Below are 25,193 nucleotides of genomic sequence, written 5' to 3'. Positions count from 1 at the left end.
TCGATCGACGCTCTGACTCCGTTCCGACGGAGCGTCGATCGGGTTCGTGCGTTCGAACAGCGGAGCGGTTCGATCGGGAGTCGATGCGTGCGGGAGTCGATGCGTGCCAGGGACTACTCGTGTCGATCGAGCGTCGCGCCCAGGTCGTACAGCACGTCGAAAAACCCGGGGAAGGAGACGTCGACGTGCTCGGCACCCTCGATCGTCGTCTCGCCCTCGGCGACCAGTCCGGCCAGCGCCAGCGCCATGACGATCCGGTGGTCGGCCCGCCCGTCGACGGTCGCTCCGTCGAGCGTTGACTCGCCGCCGTGGATCGTCAGCGAGTCGTGCTCCTCGGTCGTCTCGACGCCCATCGATGCGAGTTCTTCGGCCATCGCGCTCACGCGATCGGTCTCCTTGTAGCGGACGTGTTCGGCGTCCACGATCCGGGTGTCGCCGTCCGCCACCGCACCGAGCGTGGCGATCGTCGGCAGCAGGTCCGGCGTGTCCGCGACGGAGACCTCGATTCCCGACAGCGGCGCGGCCGTGACGTCGATCGTTCCCGCGTCGCGATCCCAGTCGACGTCGGCACCCATCCGATCGACGACGTCGACGATGGCGGTATCGCCCTGCGCGCTCGGCTGTGCGCCCTCGATCGTGACCGTCTCGTCGCCGGCGATCGCACCCGCCGCGAGGAGGTAGGAAATAGAGGAGAAGTCGCCGGGGACGGCGTACTCGCCGCCCTCGGGCCGGTAGTTCTGGTCGCCTGCGACGGCGAACCCGGCGTCGGTGTGTCCGGCCTCGACGCCGAAGTCGTCGAGCACCTCGAGCGTGACGTCGACGTACGGTGCCGATTTGAGTTCCGTCTCGAGGTCGATCTCGATCCCCTCGTCGGTGACCGCGCCGGCCATCAGCAGGGCCGTGACGTACTGCGAGGAGACGTCGCCGGGGATCGAAACCGCGCCGCCCTCTACGGGTCCGGTGACGACGAGCGGTGCCCGGCCGTTCCCGCGAGTGCTTTCGGCCTCGCCGCCGAGGTCTTCGATCGCCTCGAGGAGCGGCCCCTGCGGACGCGATCGGAGGGAGTCGTCGCCGGTGAGGACCGACGTGCCGTCGGCCAGCGCCGCGGCGGCGGTGACCAGTCGGATCGTCGTCCCGCTGTTGTCGCAGTCGATCACGTCCGCCGGCACGTCCGGGCGGCCGTCGAACCCCTCGATCGCGAGCGTCCCGTCGTCCGATCGAGTGACGTCACCGCCGAATAGCTCGACGGCGCGGGCGGTCGCACGCGTATCCGCGCTCCAGAGCGCGTCGTACACTGTCGCGCTGTCCGCGTAGCCCGAGGCGAGGATCGCCCGGTGGGTGTAGCTCTTCGACGGGGGCGCGCGGGCCCGTCCGCGAACCCGGGACGGGGAGATGGTAACGTCCATACGGGATCCTCGTCCGGCCACCCTATCACGATACCGGTGGTGGTAGTATTCCGGACGGTTCGTCCGGCCCGTTCCGGTCTCCCGAACGATTCCGATCCCGCAAAACGTAATTCCGACCCGTTCGAGCGACGAGCCGATGCCGTCCGCCCCGGCGTCGTCTCAATACTCGCGCACGGGACACCAGCGGCCGTGAGCGCCCTTTCCGGGTGTCCGTTCGGTACGGCCAGCGTGGACAGCCTCGACGGCACCGGTCGGAACCGGGCGCGCTCGGATCGTCGAGAGCGCCGCCGAAGCGCGAGGCGCATCCGTGACCGGAATCCGGGCAATTATGTGGAGCGCTCGCACATCACCGGACATGGAGACCGACCTGTCGCCGCTTCTCTCGTATCTGGACGACGAGGGGCTGGACGGCTATCTCATCGACGACGACGCTTCGGACTCGGACCAGCGGTACGTCTCCGGCTTCGACGCGCCGGACGCCTACCAGACGCTCGTCACCGCGGACGGGGCGGTCAATCTGCTGGTCTCGGGCCTGGAGTACGGCCGCGCCAGCACGGACGCCGACGCGGAGACGGTCACGCGCCGATCGGTCTACGACTACCAGGAACTGGTCGCGGAGTACGGCCAGTACGCGGGGACGGTCCGGTGTGTGGCCGCGTTCCTCGACGATCACGACATCCAGTCGATCGCCGTTCCGCGGACCTTCCCGACGGGGACGGCGGACGGCCTCCGCGATCGCGGCGTCGCGGTCACGGTCGAATCCGAGGGGATCGTCGAGGACGTTCGCGCGACGAAAACCGAGTGGGAGATCGAACGGATCCGGGCGGCCCAGCGGGCCAACGAGGCCGCGATGGCGGCCGCGGAGGATCTCATTGCGACCGCGGACGTCGACGACGGCGTCCTCGTCCACGAGGGCGAGCCGCTGACGAGCGAGCGCGTCAAGGAGGAGATCGAGATCACCCTGATCCGCCACGGCTGCGCGCTCGACGACACGATCGTCGCCTGCGGGGCCGACGCCGCCGACCCGCACGATCGGGGCAGCGGCCCGCTCGCGGCAGGCGAACTGATCGTGATCGACATCTTCCCGCGTGACAAAGAATCGAAGTACTTCGCCGACATGACCCGGACGGTCGCCGTTGGCGACCCGGGGGAGGAGGCCCGTCGGCGGTACGAGGTCACGAAGGAGGCCTACGAGGTCGCACTCGACGCGATCGAACCCGGCGCGACCGGAGCCGACGTCCACGACGCGGCCTGCGACGTGATCGAGGACGCGGGGTACGAGACGCTCCGCAGCGATCCGGGCACGGAGACGGGCTTCATCCACAGCACCGGCCACGGCGTCGGCCTGGACATCCACGAACAGCCCAGCGTCTCTCCCGCCGGCGGCGACCTCGAACCCGGCCACGTGATCACGATCGAACCGGGGATCTACGACCCCGCCGTCGGGGGCGTCCGCATCGAGGACCTGGTCGTCGTGACCGAGGACGGCTACGAGAACCTGACCGCCTATCCGATCGGGGCCGGGCCGACGATCGAGTGACCGGTCTCACCGCGAGAGTACGATCCGCTCACTGACGTCGAGCCCGTTTCGTAACGCGGCGTGGATCCGTCCCTCGCCGGCGACCCAGTCGCCGAGACAGTAGAGGTTCGCGTCCTCCGCCGCCCGGAGCGGTCCCTCGAGCACTCCCGCCTCCGGCTGTGCGTACCGCCAGCCCTGGTGGTCGGTCCAGTCGGGATCGGTGAGCCGATCGTCGTCGAGGATATCGACAGTCATCGCCGCCAGCGCCCGGATATTTTCGCCGAGGTCGTCGTCGTAGTGGGCGACCGACCAGTCGTGGTTGGCCTGTACGATCAGCAGCGACTCGCCCTCGGGGATGTGGCCGGGTTTGCACTCCTCGCGGGCGACCCAGCCGATCTCGTGGTCCTTGTCCGCGTTCACCAGCGCGTAGTAGGGCTTCTCGAGTTCGAACGGGTAGTGGAGGACGCCCGTCCAGACCGTCCGGTAGGGGACGTCCTCGATCGCGTCGACGAGCGACGTCCGGACGTCTGCGTCCCACGCGGCCGATCGGAGCAACTCGGCGGTCTGTGGAGCCGGCGGGTTCAGACAGAGCACGTCGAACGGTCCCCACGTCTCCCCGTCATCGTCTTCGAGTCGCCACTGGGGATCGGCAGGTCCGGCGTTCGCGTCCCGGATCAGCCGATCTATCCGCGTCTCTTGCCGGATGGTCGCGTCCGTCCGGGCGAACAGCCGCTTCGCGATCTGGGTGAGCCCCTGTCGGTAGGTCCACTTGTGCTCGTCGGCGTCCCGTCCCTCCGAGACCGTCCCGTCGCGGTCGAACGTCCAGATCGGCTCCTCGACGTCGACCAGTCCGTCGGTGTCGAGCGTCCCGGTTAGGAGGTCGACCACCCGATCGTCCTCGGATTTGACGTAGTTCGCGCCGTAGTCGTAGACGACGTCGCCGCGCCGCCGCGTCGCGGCCCGGCCGCAGACGCCGCGGGACTTCTCGAGGACCGTCACGGACGCGTCGTCGATCGCCTCGTCGAGGGCGTACGTCGCGGCTGCGGCTGCCGCACCCGCACCGACGATGCCGATCCGTGTCATGGTCGGCCTTCGGGGCCTGACCTGAAGAACCTGTGTCCGAACAGCGTCGGCTGCTGCCGACGTCGGAGCCACGGCGGGTTCGATCGGGCGTCTCGATCAGTCGGCGTACGTCTCGCGCTCGGCGATCAGGACTTCGGTGTCGTCGATCGACGCGAATACTCGCACTCGCTCGTCGTCCGCGTCGCCGTCGTCGCCCTCGCCGTCATCGCCGGACCCTCCATCGGCATCGCCTTCGCCGTTCGCCGCTCGCTCCGTCGAGAACTCGACAGGACCGATCGTCGCCGTCTCGTTCACCTCGGGGATCTCGGCGTCGCCGACCGCGTCCCCGTCGCTCGTGACGCGAAGCAGGAACGCGTCGTCGGTCGGATCGACGTCGATCGCGTGCCCGTCGATCGTGGCACCCGCCCGCACCGGGGCGGACGCGAACGATCGCGTCGTCTCGCCGTCGACGGTGAGATCGACGGCGTAGGCGCTCTCGTTCCCGACGACGTCCCAGCCGGTGCGGGTCGCCTCGACGGACTCCCGCCAGCCGATTCCGCCGAGTTCGACCGTCGCGTCGCCCTCGTGGGCGAGGACCGCCTCGCGCTCCACGACGGTCCAGATCTCGCGGTCGTCGCTGACGACGATCAGGCCGCTCTGCCGAACGTCGAGGGCTCCGCCCCCCTCGTCCACGTCGTCGGGGTCCGGGCCGACGATCGGGGTCTGGCCGGCGGTCGCGTTCTCCTCGTAGGTCACGGTGTAGCCGCCGACCTCGACGCCACCGGATCCGGGCACGGCGTCGCCCCCGACGACGAGCAGGTTGAACGGAATACTCGGGAGGGCGACGAGACCCGTCAGAACGATCAGGAGCGCGATCGCGGCCCCGCGACGCGTCACCGGACCCGCGTACACCCGATCGGGTACGAACGGGAGGAGCGCCGGCACTGCGAGCACGACTGCGACGACGAGCAGCGGCCCGAGCGTCCGGGCGAGCGGGATCTCGTCCAGAACGACGCCCGCGACGGCAGCCCCCACCAGCCCGACCGCGAGGACGGCGAGCCAGCCGATCGCGAGCCGTCGGCGCGTCGGTGCGCGAGGGAGGACCGAGAGGGGCCGCGGCAGCGGACGGGTGCCGCCCGCGATCGCCACGGTGATCACCAGCGTCAGGCCGAACACGAGGACGACGCCGACACCGCGGTACAGGTAGAAGACGTCGTCGCTGGACCAGACGAGCAGCCAGAGCGACTGGACGAGTCCGACCGCCAGCGTCGCGAAGAACACGCGTTCGGCCGCCGGTCGCCGCCTTCGAGTGCGCAACAGGAGGGCACCGAGCACGACGCCCAGCAGGAAGCCGAGCAGGTGCGCCTGGAAGCCGATCCCGGCCCACGCCGGCGGGGCGGGCGCACCCCGATCGATCGTCTCCCGGACGATCGGCTGACTCAGCGCCAGGTACAGCGTCTGGACCGCGCTCGCCGCGACGACGGCGACGACCGTCGGGATCGGATACGTCACGACGGCGAACCCCGCGATCGCGAACACCGCACCGGAGAACCCGAGCCCCGGTCCCAGCCCGAACACCGCCGTCAAGAACGCCGCCGCGAGGAGTGCAGCCGGAAACACGACGAGGGCGCGAACCCACGGGCGTGCGAGCCACCCGTCGGCGGTCGCATCGCCGTCCGTTCCCGCAGTTCCCGATCGCGTCGAGGGCGGATAGTGGCCCCACGCGTACTCGGCGATCGGCGCGAACGCGATCGTCCCGGCCATATTTGACGCGACGTGTCCGGGCGAGGCGTGGGCGATCCCGGCCGTCAGCAGCCCGGTCGGATAGAAGTACGACCACGTGACGAACGGCAGCGTAACCGGATCGGACACGTGACGGACGCTGCTCTGGACCAGCACGTAGAACGCGACGACGATCGCGACGGTAGCCACCGTTCCCCACGGGACGCCGTAGACGAACCGGTCCGCGACGAACGATCGCCAGCGATCCCGCCCCTCCGTGTACCAGACGAATCCGAGTGCGACGACCACCGTCACCACCAGGGCGGCCTGCGTCGGTGTGATCGGCATCGGTTGCTCGTTCGATCGGCTGACCCACAAAGATTTGGTCGATCGGACCCCGATCGAGGGCGGCAGTTAGCGCGTCCACCCGAGCACGAACGGACCCGAGCACGCACCCTACGTACGGTGCGGTATGTAACTGTTTCAAGGGCTGTGACGGGCTACGAGCACACGAGTGGGCGCAGACGACGGGGGTTCTGGGGAGATATGCCGCCAGCGAGCGATCGCGACGGAAAGAAGTAGGCTTCAGACCGCCGTTCCGCGGAGATTTGAGTCGAACCCGAACGGAATTTGGTGGGACTTTGAAAAACCCCCTTGAACACACCTCCCGAACTGGATGCTATGAGCACGTACCCGTCCCGCAGCGACGCAGTATTCACCATCCTGGCCGGAATCACCGGTGTGGCCGGCTCGTTTGCGGTCACGGGGTATACGAGACGGTTCATCGTCGCGCCCATCGACGCGCTCGTCGTTCGCACGACGCCGGGAGCGATCGTCGCCTGGATGATCCAGAACGTCGGCGAGGAGGCCCACCTCTTGCACATCGCGCTTTCGTTCGCCATCGCGATCGGATTGCTCGCTGGCGCTGCCCTGGTCGGACTCCGGACCGCACGACGGCTGGATCGGCCCGTCGTCGGTGTCGGGCTCGCGGGCGTCCTCGCCTGGGGGATAACCGCAGCGATCACGACAGACCCGTTGCTCGCCGTCGCGGCGGCCGTTCCGGTGGTCGCGTTCTCCGGGATCGGTATCGGTTCGGGTACAGCGGACGAGTACGATCCCTCCCGGCGGCGAGTCCTCGTCTCGGCGACGAGTGCGCTCGCGTTCGTCGGCGTGTCGGCCGCCTTCGGTCGGATGGTGTTCGGACCCGATCCCGAATACGACGCAAACGCGGAGATAAGCGATGCCGTCAGACGGTTGCTCCAGCAGGCTGACGAACAATCCCTCGACACAGCCGGCGACAATCTGCCCGGACTCGTCAGTTCCATCGACGAGTTCTACAACGTCGACATCGCGGAGTTCGACCCCCGAGTGCCGGCCGACGACTGGTCGGTGACTCTCACCGGGCAAGTCGAGGACGACGTGACGGTCACGTTCGAGGAGTTGACCGACAAGCCGATCGAACACCGGTACGTGACCTTGCGGTGCGTCGGCGAGGAGCTCAACGGCCGGAAGATGGACACGGCCGTCTGGACCGGGACGCCGATCAAGCCGCTCCTGGAGGAGGCCGATCCCAACGGAGAGTGTGGCTGTGCGATGCTCCGGGCCGAAGACGACTACTTCGTCCAGTTCCCGACCGACGCGCTCGAGGACGCCTTCCTCGCCTGGGAGATGAACGGGCAGCCGCTCCCGAGGTCCCACGGCCATCCCGTGCGCGTCCTCGTCCCCGGGCACTGGGGGGAGACGAACGTCAAGTGGCTCGACGAGATCGAGTTGCTCGACGAGGAGATGGACGGCTACTGGGAACAGCGGGGGTGGCACGGGACCGGACCCGTGAACACCGTCGCCAAACTCTGGGACTACACACGCATCGGTGACGGCCGTCTCGAGGTTGCTGGCCACGCCTACGCCGGAACGCGTGGAATCGAACGCGTCGAAGTGTCGACCGACGGGGGCGACACGTGGGCGGATGCCGAACTCTCGCAGCCGCTACCCGGAGACGACGTCTGGCGACAGTGGCGGTACGTCTTCGAGCAGGAGGGAGTCCACGAGGTCGTCGTCCGGGCTATCGACGGCACCGGGGAGCGTCAGCCGGAAGAACGCTCGGAGGCGTTCCCGAGCGGGGCGACGGGGTGGGTTTCGAAAACGATCGCCCCGTGATCACCGTCCACAACGGTAGGGGTGATTTACGGTACACCAGTGTACAACTACCGGAGTGGCGATGGAGAAGGCGCTGTGGTACCTGTTGGCGGGAACGCGCGGCGGGCCGAACCGGACGCGCATTATTCGCCAGCTCGACGATCGGCCACAGAACGCCAACCAGCTCGCCGAGGAACTCGACCTCGACTACAACACCGTTCGTCATCATCTGGATATGCTCATCGATCACGACGTGGTCGAAGCGGGTAGCGAAGACTACGGAGCACTGTACTTCCTCACCGACCGGTTCGAACACAATCGCGACGCGTTCGAACGAATCACCGACCGCATCGATGATGACTCCACGAACGACGACGGACCATCGTAGCAGAGCAGCGAACACAGACACCGACATACCAGATCGACAATGGCCGAAATGACCTCACTGATGACGGCTGCAAGCGTCTTTTCCGGGTTGAATATCGTTCTCCTCCTCGTGCTGGGGAGCGTCTGGGGACGAAATTATCGGGAGTTTCGAACGCCACTCACGCTCGGACTGCTCGCGTTCGCCGCGATACTGTTCGTCGAGAACCTCGTCGCGTTGTCGTTCTTTTTTAGCATGGGAATGCTCTATTCCGGGTCGAGTACGGCACAACTGGCGGTGCTCGCCATGCGGGGGTTGCAGTTCCTCGCACTCGTATTCCTGACGGTCGTTTCGATGCGCTGAGTCGTCCGCACATCGGTGACCGGTACTCAACGAGTTTCGCAGTCGATAGAACTCTCAGCAGCCAACGTGAACCGGTAGTGGTCTGCCACCAGCCAGACGATGGCGCAACAATCCCGGTCGGTCGTCATCGCAATCGCACACGCGCGCCAGCCGATCGATCGAACTGCTTTTGCGACGCCGGGCGGTAGACGCGTCCGATGGAGGTACTGATCGTCGGCGCGGGGTCGATGGGGACGTGGTTCGGTGGTGCCGTCGACGCCGACGTGACGTTCGCCGACGTCGATCCTGTCGCCGCGAGCGCGGCGGCCGAGGCCGTCGACGGCCACGTTACCGAACTCGAGGGGACCGACAGCTACGACGTCGTCTGCATCGCGGTTCCGATGGCCCACGTCGTCGACGCGATCGCGACCCACGCCGATCGGGCGGAGCGCGCGCTCGTCGACGTCTCCGGCGTGATGGAACCCCCACTCGAGGCGATGGCGCGACACGCTCCCTCGCTCGAGCGGGTGAGTCTACACCCGCTCTTCGCCCCCGAACGCGCCCCCGGCTCGATCGCGGTCGTCCGCGAGGAGTCCGGACCGGCCGCCGACGCGCTGCTCGACGCGCTCGCGGCGCGGGGGAACGACCTCGTCGAGACGACGGCGGCCGAACACGACGAGGCGATGGAATCGGTGCAGGCGGCGACCCACGCCGCCGTGCTCTCCTTCGCCCTCGCGGCGGAGGCGGTCCCGGAGGGGTTCGAGACGCCGATCTACGCGGAGCTACGGAACCTCGTGGAGACGATGACGGCGGGAACGCCACGCGTCTACGCCGACATCCAGGAGACGTTCGACGGTGCCGAGGCCGTCGCCGAGGCCGCCGCCGACGTCGCCGCGGCCGACGCCGACGAACTCGCGACGCTGTACCGCGAGGCAGCGGCCAGGTGGCAGTCGAACGCGCGGCCTCCCGACGAGGCCGATTCGGCGACCCCGAACGACGACGGAACTGGAGGTGATAACCCGTGAGCGACCAGCGGGAGGCCATTCGGTCGAACGCGAAGTACCTGCGCAACGTCCGCCCGATCGATCCCGAGGAGATCTGCGACTACGTCTCGGGGACCCCGCATCCGGCGGTCGTCCGCCAGCACCTCCGCGAGGACGCCGCCGATCTCGGGCTGATCGAACGCGACGACGGGACGTTCGTCCCGGTCGACGACGAACCGGTCTCCCCCCGTCGCGGACCCGTCGAACGGTTTCCCGCCGACTACGAGGGCCGACTCGAGGACCTGCTGGTCGATCGCTACGGCGTCAACTGGCACGAGGACGGGACGGGCGACCTGCTCCGATCGACGATCCGCCGGTTCAAGGAACGGTACCTCGAGCGGCGGCCGGTCGAGTACGACGACGACGTCGCGGCGGGGTACGCGATCTACCACCTGCCGGCCTACTACGCGGCCGTCCAGTACGCGCTGGACGATCTGGCCGAACGGGACCTGCTCGGTCGTAGCCTGCGCGTGCTCGACGTCGGGGCGGGCGTCGGCGGCCCCGCGCTCGGGCTCTGTGACTACCTCCCAGACGATGGCCTGCTCGACTACCACGCGATCGAACCGAGCGCGGCGGCGGACGTCCTCGAGGACCTGCTCGCCGAGACGGGCCGGAACGTCCACGCGACGGTCCACCGGACGACCGTAGAGGCGTTCGATCCGGCCGCAGTGGGCCGCAGTACGGACCCAGCCGGCGGCGACGGCTTCGATCCGACCGCGCCCGACGACGGCTTCGACCTCGTGCTCGCGTGTAACGTCCTGAGCGAACTCGACGACCCGGAGGCCGTCGCCGAGCGCTCCCTCGAACTGCTCGCCCCCGACGGGACCCTCCTCGCGATGGCACCGGCGGACAGGAACACCGCGATCCAGTTGCGCGAGGTCGAACGCGCGCTCGAAGGGACGCGGATCGACGTCTCGGTCGGCGACGGGAATGGCGACGGCGACGACCATGATCGACCGGGCGTGGTCACCGTCTACGGCCCGCCGGTCCGGCTGTGGCCCGGCGAGACCCCGTCCGATCGGGGCTGGTCGTTCGACGTCCGGCCGGACCTCGCCGTCCCGTCGTTCCAGCGGCGACTCGACGAGGCCGCGCCCGCGGGCGACGACGAACACGCACCCGGCGAGTTCGTCAACGTCGACGTCCAGTTCGCCTACTCGCTGCTTCGACTCGACGGTCGACGGCGGATCGACCTCGACCTCGATCCCGACGAGTGGGCGCGGATGGCCGAGATGGACCGCCACGTCACGAACCGGATCGACCTCGTGGCGGCGAAACTCAGTCGCTCGCTGAGCGAGGACGACGGCAACCCCCTGTTCAAGATCAGCGACGGCAGCGAGTCGATCGACCACTACGCCGTCCTCACCCGGGAGACCTCGCTCAACCGGGCGCTGCTCGAGGCCGACTACGGCGAGGTCCTGGCCTTCGAGCAGATCCTCGCCCTCTGGAACGACGACGAGGAGGCGTACAACCTCGTCGTCGACGAGGAGACGATCGTCGATCGGATCGCCTAGACGCGACGACGTCGATCGGTGAGCACTGCTCTCGTGACCGTTGCGGGGCAGTCCCGCAGCGAGTGCATACGTCGATTTTCCAGCAGCACTGTGTCGATCGCACGACGGGATCGCGCTCCCCTGTGGCTGTCGCGTGCCGCCGCGACTCGAGTACCGCTACCGATTCGGGTCGCGACGGACAGCCGGATCGCCGACACCACCGAGATCGAAACCACCACCGATCGTCGGCATCCGGCCCGGCATCGCAGCTCGAGGTCGACTGCCGCCGACGCCGTCAATTCGCTCCTCGTGGCCAGCGTATCGGAACCCGATCGAGCAGCCACACGCCAGTGTCCGGAAGCGGTGGGCTTTTCGCGTCCCCGACAAATCGAACGAACATGAGCGACGACCTCGAGATCCTGTTGACGAACGACGACGGGATCGACAGCACCGGGATCCGGGCGCTGTACGACGCCCTGAGCGAGCACGCCAACGTAACCGTCGTCGCCCCGGCCAGCGACAAGAGCGCCTGCGGCCGATCGATCTCGCACGCGGTCGACGTCTGGGAGCACGACCTGGGCTACGCCGTCGAGGGAACGCCCGCGGACTGCGTCGTCGCCGGACTGGCGGAACTCGGCCCCTTTCCCGACCTCGTCGTCGCGGGCTGTAACGAGGGTGCGAACCTCGGCGAGTACGTCCTCGGGCGATCGGGGACGATCAGCGCGGCCGTCGAGGCCGCGTTCTTCGACGTCCCTGCCATCGCGACCTCGCTGTACGTCCCCGCCGACGACGAGACCCCCTACTACGAGTTCGAGGTCACGACCGAGGACTTCGCCGAAGCGGCGCGCGTGACGACGTTCCTCGCCGAACACGCCCTCGACGCTGGCGTCTTCGACCACGCCGCCTATCTCAACGTCAACGTCCCGCTGCCGGACGGCGAACCGGCCCCGATCGAGATCACGCGCCCCTCGAAGCGCTACGAGATGGACGCCGAACGAAACGGCGACGCCGTCCACCTCACGGACCGCGTCTGGGAGGCGATGGACCCCGAGTCGTTACCGGATCCCGAGGGAACCGATCGGCGGGCCGTCGTCGAGGGCCGCATCAGCGTCTCGCCGCTGACGGCCCCGCACGCGACGAACCACCACGAAATTCTCGACGACCTCGCGGCGACCTATAGTAGCCGCTGATCCCGTTTTCCACGTCCTCACCGATCGCACAGTCGACGTGCGATCGGGTGTGCGCCGACGTTCAGTGACTACGATACCGGGCGCAGGCCGGATCGATCGACGGCGAACCGGCGTTCTGTATCGTCGACCGACCGGCGTCCGGAACCGATCGTCCCCGCCGACCCGGAACGGTTTATACCGGGGAACCGAACGCTCCGGTATGACGACCGTCGAAATCGAGTACTGCGTCCCGTGTGGCTTCCTGAGCCGCGCAGAGGACGTCCAGCACGCCCTCCTGACGTCGTTCGGTGAGGAACTCGACGCCGTCACGCTCGAGACGGGCGATCGGGGCGTCTTCATCGTCCGGGCGGACGGGGACGTCGTCTTCGACAAGCAGCAAGACGAGTACGACGTCGACGAAATCGTCCGTAGCGTCCGGGAGCGGCTCTAGCCGTTCGGATGTCGGAATAGTGAGGAAATAACCGACTTGCGGGTCGCAAGGCCGGGGCTATTCGGTGACGCGAGTGTCACAACAGATATACCCGGACGGTTACGAGTGGTAATATATAAATGGTGAAACATAAGATCAAGGTAGGAGCGCGTCCAAGCAGCGATAGTCTCAGTGGAGGGTGATCGACACATGGTATTCAGTGCACTTCGAACTCGACTCTCGTCCCTCTGGTCTTCGAGCGCCGCCGACGAGGGGGAATCGACCGAGTCCACGGCGACCGCGCCCGAAGGATCGGCCGCCGAGGAGGACGACGAAACGTTGAGCTACGCAGAACAGATCGAGTACGGCGTCGACGAACGGGACCTCCCCGACGAGGACAAAGTTCTCAGGCTCCTCGTGAAACGCGGCGGACGCGTCAACCAGAGGACGGTCCAGGAGGAAACCGGCTGGACGGAGGACCGGCTCGAGACCGTCATCGATCGGATGGAAGACGACGACCAGATCAGCGCGATCACCGTAGGTCGCAAGCGGGTGATCTGTCGCCGTGGATTCGAACCGAAGGGGTATCGTGGACACCTCAACGAATAACGCGCCACTGGATCTCCTCGATGCCGCCCAATCGGCACGTTGACGTTCAGCGACCGAGTCTGTCCCGTTTCCGCTCTTTCGTTCGTTTCGTCACAGCACTAACCGTGATCGGGCGGTTCATCGCCGACGCGACACGTCAGACGGTCGTCGTGCGGCGTCGGCCGCTCGCGGAGCCGTTACGGGGCGGCACGGGCGGCGTATTCAAGCCAAACCCACTTCCGACAAACCGTCCTGAATACGGATATGTTAGAACTCGCACTGCTGTTCTTCGTGATCGCGATCGTTGCAGGAGCGCTCGGCGCGGGCGGCGTCGCCGGACTCAGCATGGCGATCGGGAAGTGGCTCGTCCTGGCGTTTCTGGTGCTCGCCGTCCTCTCCCTGTTGCTGTAAGGCGCGGACGAGTCACCGGTCGGAGTGGCTCCCGCGGACCCCGACGACGTCCGCGAGGCACGCGGCCCCGACGTCAACGCCCGAGTACCCTGTGGGACGCCGTTCCCTCGCGGGAATTTAACACTCCCGCAATAGATCAGAAGTGGAAACGTTCTTTCTGCTGGTACGCGTACTCGACCGGCAGCGATGGCGCACAACGACGACGTGCGACGAGTGCTCGCGGCGTGTACGGAGTGTGAGTCCGTGTACGCTGCGCGTCAGTGGCCGGACGGCGAAACGCGCATCATCGGACAGGGCGGCTGTTCGTGTGGATCGACGGAGTTCGACGTCGTCGACGATTCCGGTGACCCGGAGTCCGATCCCCGGACCGGCTAACGGCCCCGAATCCGTCCCCGGACCGGCGGCTGGACTGTAGCGGACGGGCCGCCACCGCCCCACAAACTATTTATCGAGACATTCCGTTTCTGCGTCATATGTACGGTCCCCGGAGTGACGCGAGCCGATCGCCGCTGGCGCATGGCAGCTGAGTCGGACCCGCTGCGGGGCGAACTGCGAGTCGTGCCGTTCGAAGGCGGCACGCTGGCGGCGCACGCGGCCGCGGTGTACGACGAGTTGCGCACCGATCGCGGCTACGACGTGACCGATATTCTGGTCCTGAAGCGATTTCCCACGGGCATCGAGGACTTCGCACGAGCCCTCGTCGAGGAACTGGATCTCCTCGGGCGGCCGAACGTCAAGACCGTCTCGCGACACGCGTCGACCGTCGTGACCGAACGCGCTCCTGACGCGCGCATTCTCTCGGACGTGGAACGGATCGAGACCCTGTCGATGGTCCTGGACGGTCACACGTGGGAGAACGACTACTTCGCCGGCGCGGCGAGCCACGAGTCGTTCGGCCGCGACGTCGGTCGAGTGTTGCTCGCCGCGAGCTACGGCGGCGGCTTCGACCTCCCCTCGGCGTCGGAACGGGGACCCCACAGCGAGTTACTCGCCGAATTGCAGGCCGTTCGCGAGGGGTTTCACGACTGGCTCGCGACGCAGGGGTGGGTCGAACGCCCCGACGTGCTCTCGCGGGCCATCGCGGCGCTCGACGACGACGAGGTCCGATCCACGATCGAGCGGGAGTTCGAGGCGATCGTCGCCGTCGGATTCGAGGAGTTCGGCGCGGTCGAACGCGAGTATCTCGCGGCGCTCGGCGAGAACGCGGAGCTGGTGTGCCTCGGCGAGGCACACGCCAGCATCGCGAGAGTCTGGAACGAACCCGGCTCGCTCGAGGATCTCGGGGGAGAACTGGCGGTCGAACCGGCAGTTCGGCGTCGCGAGCGGGCCGGAGCGCCCGGCGCAGTCGCCCGGTATCTCGCAACCGGCGACGAGTCGGTCCTCGAAGGGGTCGACGAACCGATCTACGCGATCACCGGGGACACCCTCTACGACCAACTCGCGACGATCGCCAACGAGATCGGCTACCTCCGGACCGAGTACGACTGGACCTACGGCGACGTCGCCGTCCTCGTCAAGGACTCGACCGGGCCGATTCAAACGGCCCGCCGGGTGCTCCAGCGGGCCGGGATCCCGACCGCGTCCGCGACGGTGACGGGCCTGAGCGGGGACCGGGCGGTGCGGGAACTCCACGCCCTCGCCGCGTATCACGCCGCGTCCGATCGCCAGGGCCGCGAGCGCGCCCGCCGGATCCTCACCGATCGGCTGGGTGGGTGGCCGGAAGCGGCGCTCGCTGCCGTGGCCGACGAATCCGGCGTTCCCGAGAAACTCGGCCGCTGGATCCTCGAAACCGACCTCAAACGGCGGATCGCGGAGAGCGAACCCATCGAGGCGCGCGCACAATTTCACCACGTCGAGCGGGTGCTCGACGTCGCGGCGTTCGTCGAGACGGCCGACTACCTGGCGAACACCTGGGACGGATTCGTGCGGATGCTGGAGCGAGCGATCACCTACGTCGCCTCGGACACCTACTCGACGGCCGTCGACGTCGAGGAGAGCGGCGTGCTCGTCGACGCCGTCCGGATCTGCAAACACGACCGGCGGAAGGCGGTGTTCCTGGTGAACGTCCACGAGGGCCAGTATCCCGAATCGAGACAGCTGACCCAGCTGTTTCCCCGCCAGTGGGTGCGGGAGATGCCTGGCTACCCCGGCGTGACGACGCCCACCGCCGCGGACGTGCGGGCCACGTTCGAGACCGCACCCGAGACGATAGACGAACCCTACGAGTCCTACTACGCCGAACTCGCCAGACGTCAGCTGGCGATCGGGGCGCGAGCGGCGGGCCAGCGCCTCTACTGCTGTACGTCGCGGACGAACGAGTCGGCGCTCGGCAAACGACAGCACCGCTCGCGCTATCTCACGGACCTCGAGGACCGCGAGGCGGTCCCGGTCGTCGAAATCGGTTCCGAGGACGCCGAACGTGGCATCTACACGCACGGCGAGGCGAGCACGGCGGTGCTGTCGGAGCCGTGGGACCAGCTCGAACGGATCCAGGGAGCGGCCAGTACGGGTTCCGAGTACGATCTCAGACGGGCCGAGCGATCGTTCGGGGCGATCGGTGCGCTGCTCGAGTCCGACGAGCTCGACCCGCGGTTCGAACAGGCGGTGTACGCACAGATCGATCGGGCCCTCGGCGAGGTGGGACGCGGTGGCGACTGCGGGACGGGAGGACGCGATGGAGACCACGGGTCGGAGGGACGCGATGGCGAGTGATCGCGAGCCCGCGTCGAACCCGGACGCGAACGCGGACGACCCGATCGGGCTCGACGAGATCGAGACGTACCTCCGCTGTCCCCGCCAGTACCAGTACGAACACCGCCAGGCGATTTACACGCGGACGACCCGGGACGCGATCGATCGCCGGACCGGGCTGTACCGGGACGTCGTCACGTCGGCGCTCGAGCGGTGTGACGGAGGGGACGACGCGACGCTCCGCGAGACGGCGATGGAGTCCCTGCAGGAGCGGCTGGACGCGTCGACCGAGGCCGACTCCCGGCTCGCGACCGCCCGTCACCGGCGGTACGACGAGGCCAGTATCCGGAACGCCGTCGCGAACTACGTCGACGAGTACGGGCGGGCCCACGCCGAAGGCGCGCTCGCGATCGACGGGACCTACGCCTACTCGGCGGGTGGGTACACGTTCGCCTGTCCCGTCGATTGCTGTCTGACGGACGGCGGGACCTACGAGGTCGCACGGTTCGTCACGACACTCGACGGGATCGTCTGGGAGAACCCCTACAGCGATCCAGTCGCGGACTACCGGGACCGGGAGGGCTTTTATCCCCGGCAGGTCGGGAGCGTCCTCCGGGCGTACGCGACGATCCACGCCGTCGCGGCGGCCCACGGGATCGACGTCCACAACGTCCGCTACCGCTACTACGCGATCGCCCAGGAGACCTACCCGGACTACGAGGACGACGGGCAGGCACCCCGGTCCGGCCCCCAGGTGGTCGCGGATCGGCGGGACGTGACGGACGCCTGCTGGGACGCCGGCGGAGCGTGTGACGACGTCCTCGCCGAGGCAGCCGGACGGATCGTCGACGAGGACTGGGAACCGGCCGCCGATCGGTGGGACGACGTCGTCGCCCGGTCCTGTCGCCGCTGCAAGTACCAGTCGATGTGTCTGGACTACATCAACGAGGAGGTGCAATTCTGACGGGTGGCGGGTCACGTCCCGGCGCGAAATCGGGACGACACGACCGAACCGCGTCGACGAGCGACGCTGTCCCACGCGTACACTCCGGAGCCGAGACCATGACCGATCGAGGGCCGAGACCATGACCGATCGAGGGCCGAGACCATGACCGATCGAGGGCCGAGACCATGACCGATCGAGGGCCGAGACCATGACCGATCGAGGGCCGAGACCATGACCGATCGAGGGCCAGCAGTCACGGGCGACGGAGTTCCGGATGCCGTCGCGACGGACGACGCGCAACTCCGGCCGCGAGGGAACCAGCGCGACGTCATCGCCGCGACGGACGAGCGGATCCTCGTCAGCGCCGGGGCCGGCACCGGCAAGACGCAGACGATGGCGTGGCGGATCGAGGACGCGATAGAGAACCGCGGGGCGTCGCCGGAGCGCGTCCTCGTGTTGACGTTCGCGAACGAGGCCGCCCACGCCATCCAGGACGACCTGGGCGACCTGCTCGCGGACGGGCGGGGGTACGACGTCGACGCGTACACCTACCACGCGTTCTGTCAGCAGTTGCTCGTCGAGTACGCCTACTACTTCGACCTCGCGCCGGATTTCGACCTCGTCACCGACGACGACCGCCGGGCGATCGTCCAGTCGCTCGTCGACGACCTCGAGTACCGGTTCGTCGAACCGATCGACGCCCGGACCGGTGCCGACCGAGTCGAGCGAGACCTCATCGACTTCATCGAGGACGTCAAACGGGCGGGCGTCACTCCCGACGAGGTCGCCGAAACGCTACCCGAGACCGCCACGATCGCCCGCCTGTCGGAACTGGTCCGGGAACTGCACGACCTCGGCCGGCGGCTGTTCGACACGGATCGGAACCCGACTCTCACCGACGATCCGCTCGCGTTTCGCGATCGATTCCGAAAGTACCGGGTAGTGCTCGAGCACAAACAGCGGGGGCTCGAATCCGGGACGCCCGTCGAGGCCGAGGTGGCCGACTACCTCGGCTCGATGGTCGACCTCGTCGACGAACTGGAGGACCTGCTGTTGAACGGCGCTTCGAGCTGGTACGAGCGGTTCGTCCCGCAGGTCCTCTTCGCCGGCAACGTGCCCTCCTTTTTCACCGACACCTACCAGACGCCGATCGGACGGCTCGTCGCCTACGTCGAGATGCTCCAGCAGACCCACGACTTCCTCCCCGGCTACCGGGCCTACGAGCGAGAACTCGCCGGTGACGGCGAGTTTCAGCAGGCCCTCGATTACGACGATCTCATTCGGCAGGCCACCGCGTTACTGGCGGACGACGCCGTCCGATCGGGGATCGTCGACCAGTGGGATCTGCTCCTCTGTGACGAGTTCCAGGACACCGACGACGCGCAACTCGACCTCATCGCCACGCTGGGCGCCGAGACGGAGCTGTTCGTCATCGGCGATCAGGACCAGGCGATCTACGAGTGGCGGGGTGCCCACCCCGAGAACATGGATCGGATCACCGGCGAACTCGACGGGTTCGAACGCTACACGCTGGACCTGAACTTCCGATCGCCGGACGCGATCCTCGATCTGGTCGCCGACCTGCCGGCCGATACGCACGGACTCGACGCGTTCAAAGACGACGTCGAGAACGCCGTCGTCACGGTCGACGCGGCGGACGACGAGGACGAGCAGGCGGCACAGGTCAGCACGGCCATCTCGAAGCTGGTCAAGGGTGAACTCGCCGCGATCGAGGCACCCGAGCTGGGTGACGTCGCCGTACTCGTCCGGACGAAGCGACAGGCCAATCTGGTCGCCGCCCAGCTCGACGAGGCCTGTCTGCCCTACGAACTGGCCCACGACATGGGCGCCAGGACGTCTCCGGGGATCGAGACGGTGCTCGCCTTCCTCCGGGTGCTCGTCGATCCACACGACGACGGCAGTCTCAGCCGGGTCCTGGCGATGTTCTACCGCGTCCCCGAATCCGATCTGGAGCGGCTCAACCGCGGCGAGACGAGCACGTACCGCGCGATGGCCGATCGGCCGGCGAGCGAGTTCGCCGCGCCGGAGCGCATCGAGCGAGCGCGGGCGGACGTCGAGACCCTCCGATCGGAGCGCCACCGGCTGTCGATCTCGGAACTCTACGCCGAACTCAAGCGGGAGACGCGGTTCGAGTGGTTCCTGACGGCTTCCGAGCGGCGGGAACTCGCCGCGATCGAACGACTCATGGAGTCGTTCGACGAGGGCCGGGTCACGCAGTCGATGCTCACCGAGGAGTTCGTCTCGTATCTCGAACTGCAGGGGGAGGTCACCAGACGAGAGCCGGGCGGCGAACTGGAGACGGCGGAGGGGACGGGGGACAAGGTCGACGTCATGACGATCTTCCAGGCCAAGGGGCTGGAGTTCGACGTCGTGATGCTCCCGTTCCTGAGCGCCGACAACTGGCCGCCGCTCCCGCCCGGGGACGTTCCGAACCCCTATCCCCGGTCGACCCACTCGTTCGCCGCGCTCGTGGATCTCGTCGACGGCGATCGGACCACCTCGCTGTGGACCGACCACTCGGCGGGGGAAGTACCGGAGGAGTGGCGGGTGCTCCACGTCGGGCTGACCCGCGCGAAAGAACGGCTGTTCCTCTTCGGCACCGACCCCGACGCGCCCGACGTCCCGGCCAGCCAACTCGACGAGTACCTCTCCGACGACGTCGAGTGGAGCGTCGCCGGCCCGCACATGGACGTCTGGGACCGGATCACCGACAGCTACGAGGGACTCGACGAGCGGTTCAGAACCGATCTCACGGAGGAGATCGACGCCGGACTGGACCGCGAGTCGATGTCGCTCCAGTACTTCCAGACGCCCATCGCCCTCGACGACGCGATCGACGAGGCGCTGGGACTGGCCCGGCAACTCCGCGCGGGGACGCTCTCGTCGGTCGATCCCGAGGCCGTCGGGTTCCGGACGGACCTCACGGGTGGCGTCGCGCGGGAACTGGAGCGTCGTCACAGCCACAGCGCCGTCGAGACGGTCGGGCAGTGCGACCGACGTCACGTACTCGATCACGTCGTCGACGCGTTCGCGGACCCGCTCGGGTACAGCCTCCCGGACTCGTCCGACGCGACCGGCGCGTCACCCGTCGCGATCGGGAACCTGTTCCACTTCGTCGCGGAAGCGGCGTTCTGGCGGGACTACACCGATCCCGACGAGTGGCGGACGGCCTGCGATCGACTCGGGCGACTCCACGACCTCGAGGAGGCCGTTCCGGGGGCGAAAGCCTGCGTCGATCGATACTTCGAGACACGGGCCGCCGACTGGGAATCGCTCGGCGCGGAAGTCCCGTTCGAACTCGCGGACTACGACCCGGACCTGAGCGGTCCGATCGTCGGTGCGATCGACGCGATCAAGCGGGACGACGACGGGAACGTCGTGATCCTCGATTACAAGACCGGGAGTCAGCGTACGGAACCGGGGGAGAGTTACCAGTTGCTGCTGTACCTCCTCGCCGCCCGGGACGTGTTCTCGACGCCGATCCGAACGGCCGGGTACGTCTACGTCGGTTCGAACGGTCCCGACGTCCAGCTGTTTTCCGCCGCCCAGTTGCTGGACAGGCGATCCCAGTTGACGGCGGACCTCCGGACCGCGGACGAGAGCGAGTTCGGAACTGCCCAGTGTGGCCCCCACTGCCGGGACTGCATGCACACGTCGCTCGGCTGCGCCGACGACGCGTTCTCCGAGTGAGGGTGGTAGCTCACTCTCCCGAGAAAGACGCCGCGTCCGGCCGTTTCGACTCCTCCCGGGACCGCCCGGTCGTGCGGCCGTACAGTTTCGTCAACGGCGTCGCCGTGATACCGTGAACCAGTACCGAACTCGCGATGACGAGACTGGTCGCCCCCCAGACGATCCCCTGCCCGACTAGCCGATCCGCGACCATCGCGTAAAAGATGGCCGCGACGCCGATCGGGCCGAACCAGCCCGCGAAGAGGGCACCTCGCTTCTCGTCGATCGGTTCGACGAAGCGGGAGAACATGACCATCATCGGAACGCGCCGGAGGAGCAACACGCCGGCCGCGAGCGCGACCCCGGCCCAGCCAAGCGCGAGCCACTGCTCCACCGGTAGCGTCAGCCCGAAGACGACGAAGACCGGGACGGTGAACAGGCGAAGCACCGCCTCCTGGACCTTCTGTTCGTCGGCCTCGTCGCCCGCGTCGGCGAATCGGTTGAACAGCAATCCGGCGACGAACGCCGCGAGGATGCCGTCGCTTCCGAGCAACTTGACGCCACCCAGCACGGCGAAGGTTAACGCTACGGTCGCGGTGAGCAGCGAGGTCTCCTCGAGGAACGCGTGGTCGTGGGACTCCCGCTCGATCCAGCCGGCGGCTGCGCCGACGGCCGCACCGATCACCACGGCCGCACCGACCTCCCAGAGGAGCGACTCGAGAACCCAGTCGACGATCGCCCGCTGCGGTGAGTGTTCGAGGACCAGTATCGGCAGGAAGACGAGCGGATACGCCAGCCCGTCGTTCGCGCCCGATTCACCGGTGAGGACGGATCGAATCGATCGCGGAATGTTCTCCTCTGCGCCGCTGCCCGTGACGATCGTTCCCGCGAGAACCGGATCCGTGGGCGTAACGATCGCTCCGACGAGCAACGCGACCCAGACGGGGACGCCCAACAGCGCGTAGACGAGCGCGCCACTGACGAGCCACATCGTGATCATTCCCGGAACCAGAACCACCGCCATCGAGCGCACGTGCTCCCGGAAGTACCGCCGGGGAAGCCGGAGTGCGGCAGCCATGACGGCGAGTCCGACAGTGAGCCGGGCGAACTGCTCAGTGATCGTGAACGGATCCCCCCAGTGGGAGAGACGGAGCAAACCGAGCCCCAGGGGACCGATCACGATCCCGAGGATCACCGCGGCCATCGGCTCCGAGAGGAAGTATATCCTGTTTTTCAGTAACCCGCCGATCAGACTCAACAGCAGCGTCAACCCACCGATCGTAACGAGTGCGACGTTCAGCTCTTGCATGCGTGTCGATCGTATCGTCCCGAGGCCGACGCTGCTGGAACCCGACTACCCGTACGCCAGTTCCGCAGACGACGGAATAGTGGTTCGGCCTGCGTGCGCTGAACCACGGACGGACGATCGATCGTCACCGGTGTGACGGCTAACTCCCTGCGCGACGTCCCTCCGATCGAATGGTCGACGCCTTCTGGCTCGATCGGGACGTAGAGCAGGCCGCGGCGTGGCTCGTCGACCGGCACGTGACGAGCAGCGTCTTCGAGTGTTCGATGGTACTCACGACCGCGGTTCAGTTGAACGGCTACCCGGAATCCGACGCGCTGTACTTCACGCACCCCGACAACCCGCTAACCCGATGGGCGGCGCGGTCCCCTGACAACTGGCAGTACCTGCGCGACTACACCGAGGCGGCCCACGAGGAGTGGCGCTACCGGTGGGACCACGACCCGGCGGATCGCCACGGCTGCTGGGCGACCGTTCGATCCCTGGACGATCGGATCGTTCTCGACCTCGAGTGGCCGATCGAGGGCCGGCAGGGCCCCCCGCAACTGACCGGACCGTGGACGGGTGACGACTACGTCGACGCCTACAGGTACTACTACGCGAACGAAAAACGCCACCTGTTCGAGTGGTCGAAGGATCGATCGATGCCGGTCTGGATCCCGGAGTACACGGTCGATGGCGGGGGGAGAGATCGCGACACGTAGTTCGAAAGTGACGAACTGGTCGGCGTCGCCGACGATCCGTCGTTACGGATGTCTACTTGGTCGTCGATCCGCTAATCGTCGGTGGGTTGCCAGCGGCTCCCGGTTTCGACCGCCGTCTCGTCTTTCGAGAGCGACGTCTCGAAATACATCTGCTCGAGTTCCGTCAGGGTTCGATGAACGGCGTACTGTTCGACGGCCGTTCTGGTGTCCCATTCGGTTTCCAGACAGTGTTCTATTCTGTCGGCCATCGCCTCGAGGTCGCCGTACTCGAATCGGTCGCCGTTGTCGGGCCCGATCGTTCGATCGAACGGCGGGACGTCGGGGGCCACGACGGGGGTCCCACAGGCGTTGGCCTCGAGCGTCGAGAGACCCAGGGTGTCCGCGGTCGAGGCAGTCACGAAGACGTCGATCGAGGAGTAGAAGATCGGTAACGCGCTCCTGGAGAGGAACTCACGGATCGTCACGTTGTCGGGAGCGTCCCGTTCGAGTCTGTCACGGTACGGTCCCTCGCCGACGATGACGAACTCGTAGTCGGGCAACTCGGCGGCCACGCGGAGGATCTCGCTGACGTTTTTTTCCATGCTGAGCCGTCCGCTGTACCCGATCACCGTCCGCTCGGGATCGGAGTACCAGTCCGTCTCGGTCGGCTGGAAGAACTCCGTGTCGATGCCGACCGGAAGCTGAACGTGCTGGACGTCGCGGTTGATTCGTGTCGTCGAGGCGGTCACGACGTCGAAACTCCGGAGCAACGAGTTCTCCCAGGGCACGTACGCCTTCCGGAGGAGCGCTGCGATCGACTTCGATTTGATGCTCTGGTGGAAGTACTCTTCGAGCGGCGTGTGATGGGTATAGATAGCCGGCAGATCGTGTTTCCACGCGTAGTATCGGCCGAGGATGCCGACCGGAGCCGGCCCGTGGCAGTGAACGACGTCGAGGTCGGGGAGCGTCGAGGACCGTTTGAACAGCGGGATCCGGTATCCGGCGTAGAACGGGTTCGGAAGCGACTTGACGGGGATCTCTCGCTCCTCCGGTTCGTAGTCGCCGTCCGGATAGACGACGTACACCTCGTGCCCGTTTCGTTCTAACTTCTCGCGCCAGAGGTCGATCGTGTACGTTACGCCGTCGATTTCGGGAAAGTAACTGTCCGTGAAAAATCCGATTTTCATTCAGGCCACCTCCGCGTACAGTGTTTCGTAGCGATCCGCGACCGCCGAGAGCGAGAACGCGTCACTCCGGGCCGACGCCTTCGTTCCGAGTCGCCGCCGCCGATCGGGATCTTTGAGTCGCTCCAGTGCGTCTTCGAACGCGCCAACCCCCGACCCCGACACCTTCAGGCAGTCTTCGCCGTCCTCGAGCCACGAGAACGTCTCGATGTCCCGGACGAGGATCGGTTTGCCGGCCGTCATCGCCTCCAGCAGCGCGATCCCCTCGTTCTCCTCGTGGGTCGGGAAGCAGAAGATGTCGCCCGCCGCGTACGCACCGCGGATGTCGTCGACGTAGCCGGTGAACGTACAGTTGTCCGGAGCGTTGTCGATCAACGACAGCGTTTCTCGCCCTTTCAGCGATCGGTCGAGCGGACCGAACCACGCGAAGTCCAGTTCCGGCAGTCGTCGGGCCAGTTCGACGAACGTCTCCAGTCCCTTGCGCTTGATGACGTGGCCGACGAGGAAGACGACGGGTGGACTGAGGTCGTACCGGTCGCGGTACTCCGCTTCGAGCGACTCGAACCCCTCGAGTTTCTCGCGGTCGACGCCGTTCGAGATGACGCTCGTCGGCACGTCGGTGTACGTTTCGAGCAGCCGTCGGTTGTACTCCGAGGGACAGACCAGGGCGTCGGCCAGTCCGTACGCCCACTCGAGGTACGGTTTCAGGGGCCTCGCGAGCGCGTTCGTGAACCGGAAACTGTCCCCGAAGTCCTCCGCGGTCACGTGCGTGTGCGCGACGACGGGGATGCCTCGCGAGCGCGCCCGCTTCGCGTACCAGACGGATCGAGGTCCCATGAGGTTACAGTGGAAGACGTCGGCGTCGAGGGTCGGTTCGGTCGTGTACTGCAGGTCCAGCCGATCCAGCATCTTCCGCTGGTTCTTGACCGATTCCCGGATGCCGCCGGTGACGTGGGCCTCGAGTTCGAAGTAGTGGCTGATTTTCATACCTGAATACACCCGAGCTGGTTC

At 67.1% G+C, this 25,193-nt stretch carries 21 protein-coding genes; 15 read left to right on the top strand and 6 right to left on the bottom strand.

Features of this window, described 5'->3' with window-relative positions; translation table 11 throughout:
• Positions 1-113 precede the first annotated feature (113 nt).
• Complete coding sequence (aroA, locus tag MUG98_RS02245) at positions 114-1,406, bottom strand: 3-phosphoshikimate 1-carboxyvinyltransferase (protein ID WP_265110561.1); 1,293 nt, start codon at positions 1,404-1,406, stop codon at positions 114-116.
• A gap of 355 nt (positions 1,407-1,761) precedes the next feature.
• Between aroA and MUG98_RS02240 the strand changes: the two genes are divergently transcribed.
• Positions 1,762-2,946 (top strand): M24 family metallopeptidase, encoded by a 1,185-nt coding sequence (locus MUG98_RS02240; RefSeq protein ID WP_265110560.1) that lies wholly within the window; start codon positions 1,762-1,764, stop codon positions 2,944-2,946.
• A 6-nt stretch (positions 2,947-2,952) separates the two neighbouring features.
• Here the strand turns inward: MUG98_RS02240 and MUG98_RS02235 are convergent, their stop codons facing one another.
• Both MUG98_RS02235 and MUG98_RS02230 read right to left on the bottom strand, forming a co-directional pair.
• On the bottom strand, positions 2,953-4,008 hold the full coding sequence (locus MUG98_RS02235) for an NAD(P)/FAD-dependent oxidoreductase (RefSeq protein WP_265110559.1): 1,056 nt from the start codon (positions 4,006-4,008) through the stop codon (positions 2,953-2,955).
• A gap of 96 nt (positions 4,009-4,104) precedes the next feature.
• Positions 4,105-6,057, bottom strand: coding sequence for a rhomboid family intramembrane serine protease (locus tag MUG98_RS02230; RefSeq protein ID WP_265110558.1), 1,953 nt, complete (start codon positions 6,055-6,057; stop codon positions 4,105-4,107).
• Between the two features lie 333 nt (positions 6,058-6,390).
• Here MUG98_RS02230 and MUG98_RS02225 point away from each other — a divergent pair, with 333 nt between their 5' ends.
• The 13 genes from MUG98_RS02225 to MUG98_RS02165 all read left to right on the top strand — a co-directional run bounded on the left by MUG98_RS02225 (position 6,391) and on the right by MUG98_RS02165 (position 21,030).
• Complete coding sequence (locus MUG98_RS02225) at positions 6,391-7,866, top strand: molybdopterin-dependent oxidoreductase (protein ID WP_265110557.1); 1,476 nt, start codon at positions 6,391-6,393, stop codon at positions 7,864-7,866.
• A 61-nt stretch (positions 7,867-7,927) separates the two neighbouring features.
• Entirely contained in the window at positions 7,928-8,233 is a 306-nt protein-coding gene (locus MUG98_RS02220; protein WP_265110556.1) for a winged helix-turn-helix domain-containing protein, read from the top strand.
• Between the two features lie 39 nt (positions 8,234-8,272).
• Positions 8,273-8,572: a DUF8036 family membrane protein gene (locus tag MUG98_RS02215; RefSeq protein ID WP_425601072.1), complete on the top strand. Its 300-nt coding sequence runs from the start codon at positions 8,273-8,275 to the stop codon at positions 8,570-8,572.
• A 197-nt stretch (positions 8,573-8,769) separates the two neighbouring features.
• Positions 8,770-9,576, top strand: a complete 807-nt coding sequence (locus MUG98_RS02210) for a prephenate dehydrogenase/arogenate dehydrogenase family protein (RefSeq protein WP_265110554.1) — start codon at positions 8,770-8,772, stop codon at positions 9,574-9,576.
• A complete protein-coding gene (locus MUG98_RS02205) occupies positions 9,573-11,105 on the top strand; it encodes a small ribosomal subunit Rsm22 family protein (protein ID WP_265110553.1) in 1,533 nt (510 codons plus the stop codon). Before MUG98_RS02210 ends, MUG98_RS02205 begins: the two co-directional genes overlap by 4 nt.
• 377 nt (positions 11,106-11,482) lie before the next feature.
• Positions 11,483-12,274 carry a 5'/3'-nucleotidase SurE gene (surE, locus tag MUG98_RS02200; protein WP_265110552.1) on the top strand — a complete coding sequence of 264 codons (792 nt, stop codon included), beginning with the start codon at positions 11,483-11,485 and terminating at the stop codon, positions 12,272-12,274.
• 199 nt (positions 12,275-12,473) lie between these two features.
• The gene (locus MUG98_RS02195) at positions 12,474-12,704 is read left to right on the top strand and encodes an Rdx family protein (protein ID WP_265110551.1); all 231 of its coding nucleotides are present in this window, start codon (positions 12,474-12,476) and stop codon (positions 12,702-12,704) included.
• A gap of 189 nt (positions 12,705-12,893) precedes the next feature.
• Positions 12,894-13,292, top strand: a complete 399-nt coding sequence (locus tag MUG98_RS02190) for a helix-turn-helix transcriptional regulator (protein WP_265110550.1) — start codon at positions 12,894-12,896, stop codon at positions 13,290-13,292.
• Between the two features lie 243 nt (positions 13,293-13,535).
• The gene (locus MUG98_RS02185) at positions 13,536-13,682 is read left to right on the top strand and encodes a DUF1328 family protein (RefSeq protein ID WP_265110549.1); all 147 of its coding nucleotides are present in this window, start codon (positions 13,536-13,538) and stop codon (positions 13,680-13,682) included.
• A gap of 186 nt (positions 13,683-13,868) precedes the next feature.
• Positions 13,869-14,057: a hypothetical protein gene (locus MUG98_RS02180; protein WP_265110548.1), complete on the top strand. Its 189-nt coding sequence runs from the start codon at positions 13,869-13,871 to the stop codon at positions 14,055-14,057.
• Positions 14,058-14,198: 141 nt separating this feature from the next.
• Entirely contained in the window at positions 14,199-16,394 is a 2,196-nt protein-coding gene (locus MUG98_RS02175) for a PD-(D/E)XK nuclease family protein (protein WP_265110547.1), read from the top strand.
• Complete coding sequence (locus MUG98_RS02170) at positions 16,384-17,337, top strand: PD-(D/E)XK nuclease family protein (RefSeq protein WP_265110546.1); 954 nt, start codon at positions 16,384-16,386, stop codon at positions 17,335-17,337. The genes MUG98_RS02175 and MUG98_RS02170 overlap by 11 nt, the downstream gene beginning before the upstream one ends.
• 213 nt (positions 17,338-17,550) lie before the next feature.
• Positions 17,551-21,030, top strand: a complete 3,480-nt coding sequence (locus MUG98_RS02165) for an ATP-dependent helicase (RefSeq protein ID WP_265110545.1) — start codon at positions 17,551-17,553, stop codon at positions 21,028-21,030.
• Between the two features lie 10 nt (positions 21,031-21,040).
• Here the strand turns inward: MUG98_RS02165 and MUG98_RS02160 are convergent, their stop codons facing one another.
• The gene (locus MUG98_RS02160) at positions 21,041-22,318 is read right to left on the bottom strand and encodes a cation:proton antiporter domain-containing protein (protein WP_265110544.1); all 1,278 of its coding nucleotides are present in this window, start codon (positions 22,316-22,318) and stop codon (positions 21,041-21,043) included.
• A gap of 170 nt (positions 22,319-22,488) precedes the next feature.
• Between MUG98_RS02160 and MUG98_RS02155 the strand changes: the two genes are divergently transcribed.
• Entirely contained in the window at positions 22,489-23,019 is a 531-nt protein-coding gene (locus MUG98_RS02155) for a hypothetical protein (protein ID WP_265110543.1), read from the top strand.
• A 71-nt stretch (positions 23,020-23,090) separates the two neighbouring features.
• Here MUG98_RS02155 and MUG98_RS02150 read toward each other — a convergent pair whose 3' ends face one another.
• The gene (locus MUG98_RS02150; protein ID WP_265110542.1) at positions 23,091-24,185 is read right to left on the bottom strand and encodes a glycosyltransferase; all 1,095 of its coding nucleotides are present in this window, start codon (positions 24,183-24,185) and stop codon (positions 23,091-23,093) included.
• Complete coding sequence (locus MUG98_RS02145) at positions 24,186-25,169, bottom strand: glycosyltransferase family 4 protein (RefSeq protein WP_265110541.1); 984 nt, start codon at positions 25,167-25,169, stop codon at positions 24,186-24,188. It lies immediately after the preceding gene.
• Positions 25,170-25,193: the final 24 nt, after the last annotated feature.

Source organism: Halosolutus halophilus (genome assembly GCF_022869805.1).
Classification (GTDB): Archaea; Halobacteriota; Halobacteria; order Halobacteriales; family Natrialbaceae; genus Halosolutus; species Halosolutus halophilus.
The sequence above is the reverse complement of the archived record's forward strand: the minus strand, read 5'-3'. Positions and strand labels throughout refer to the sequence as shown.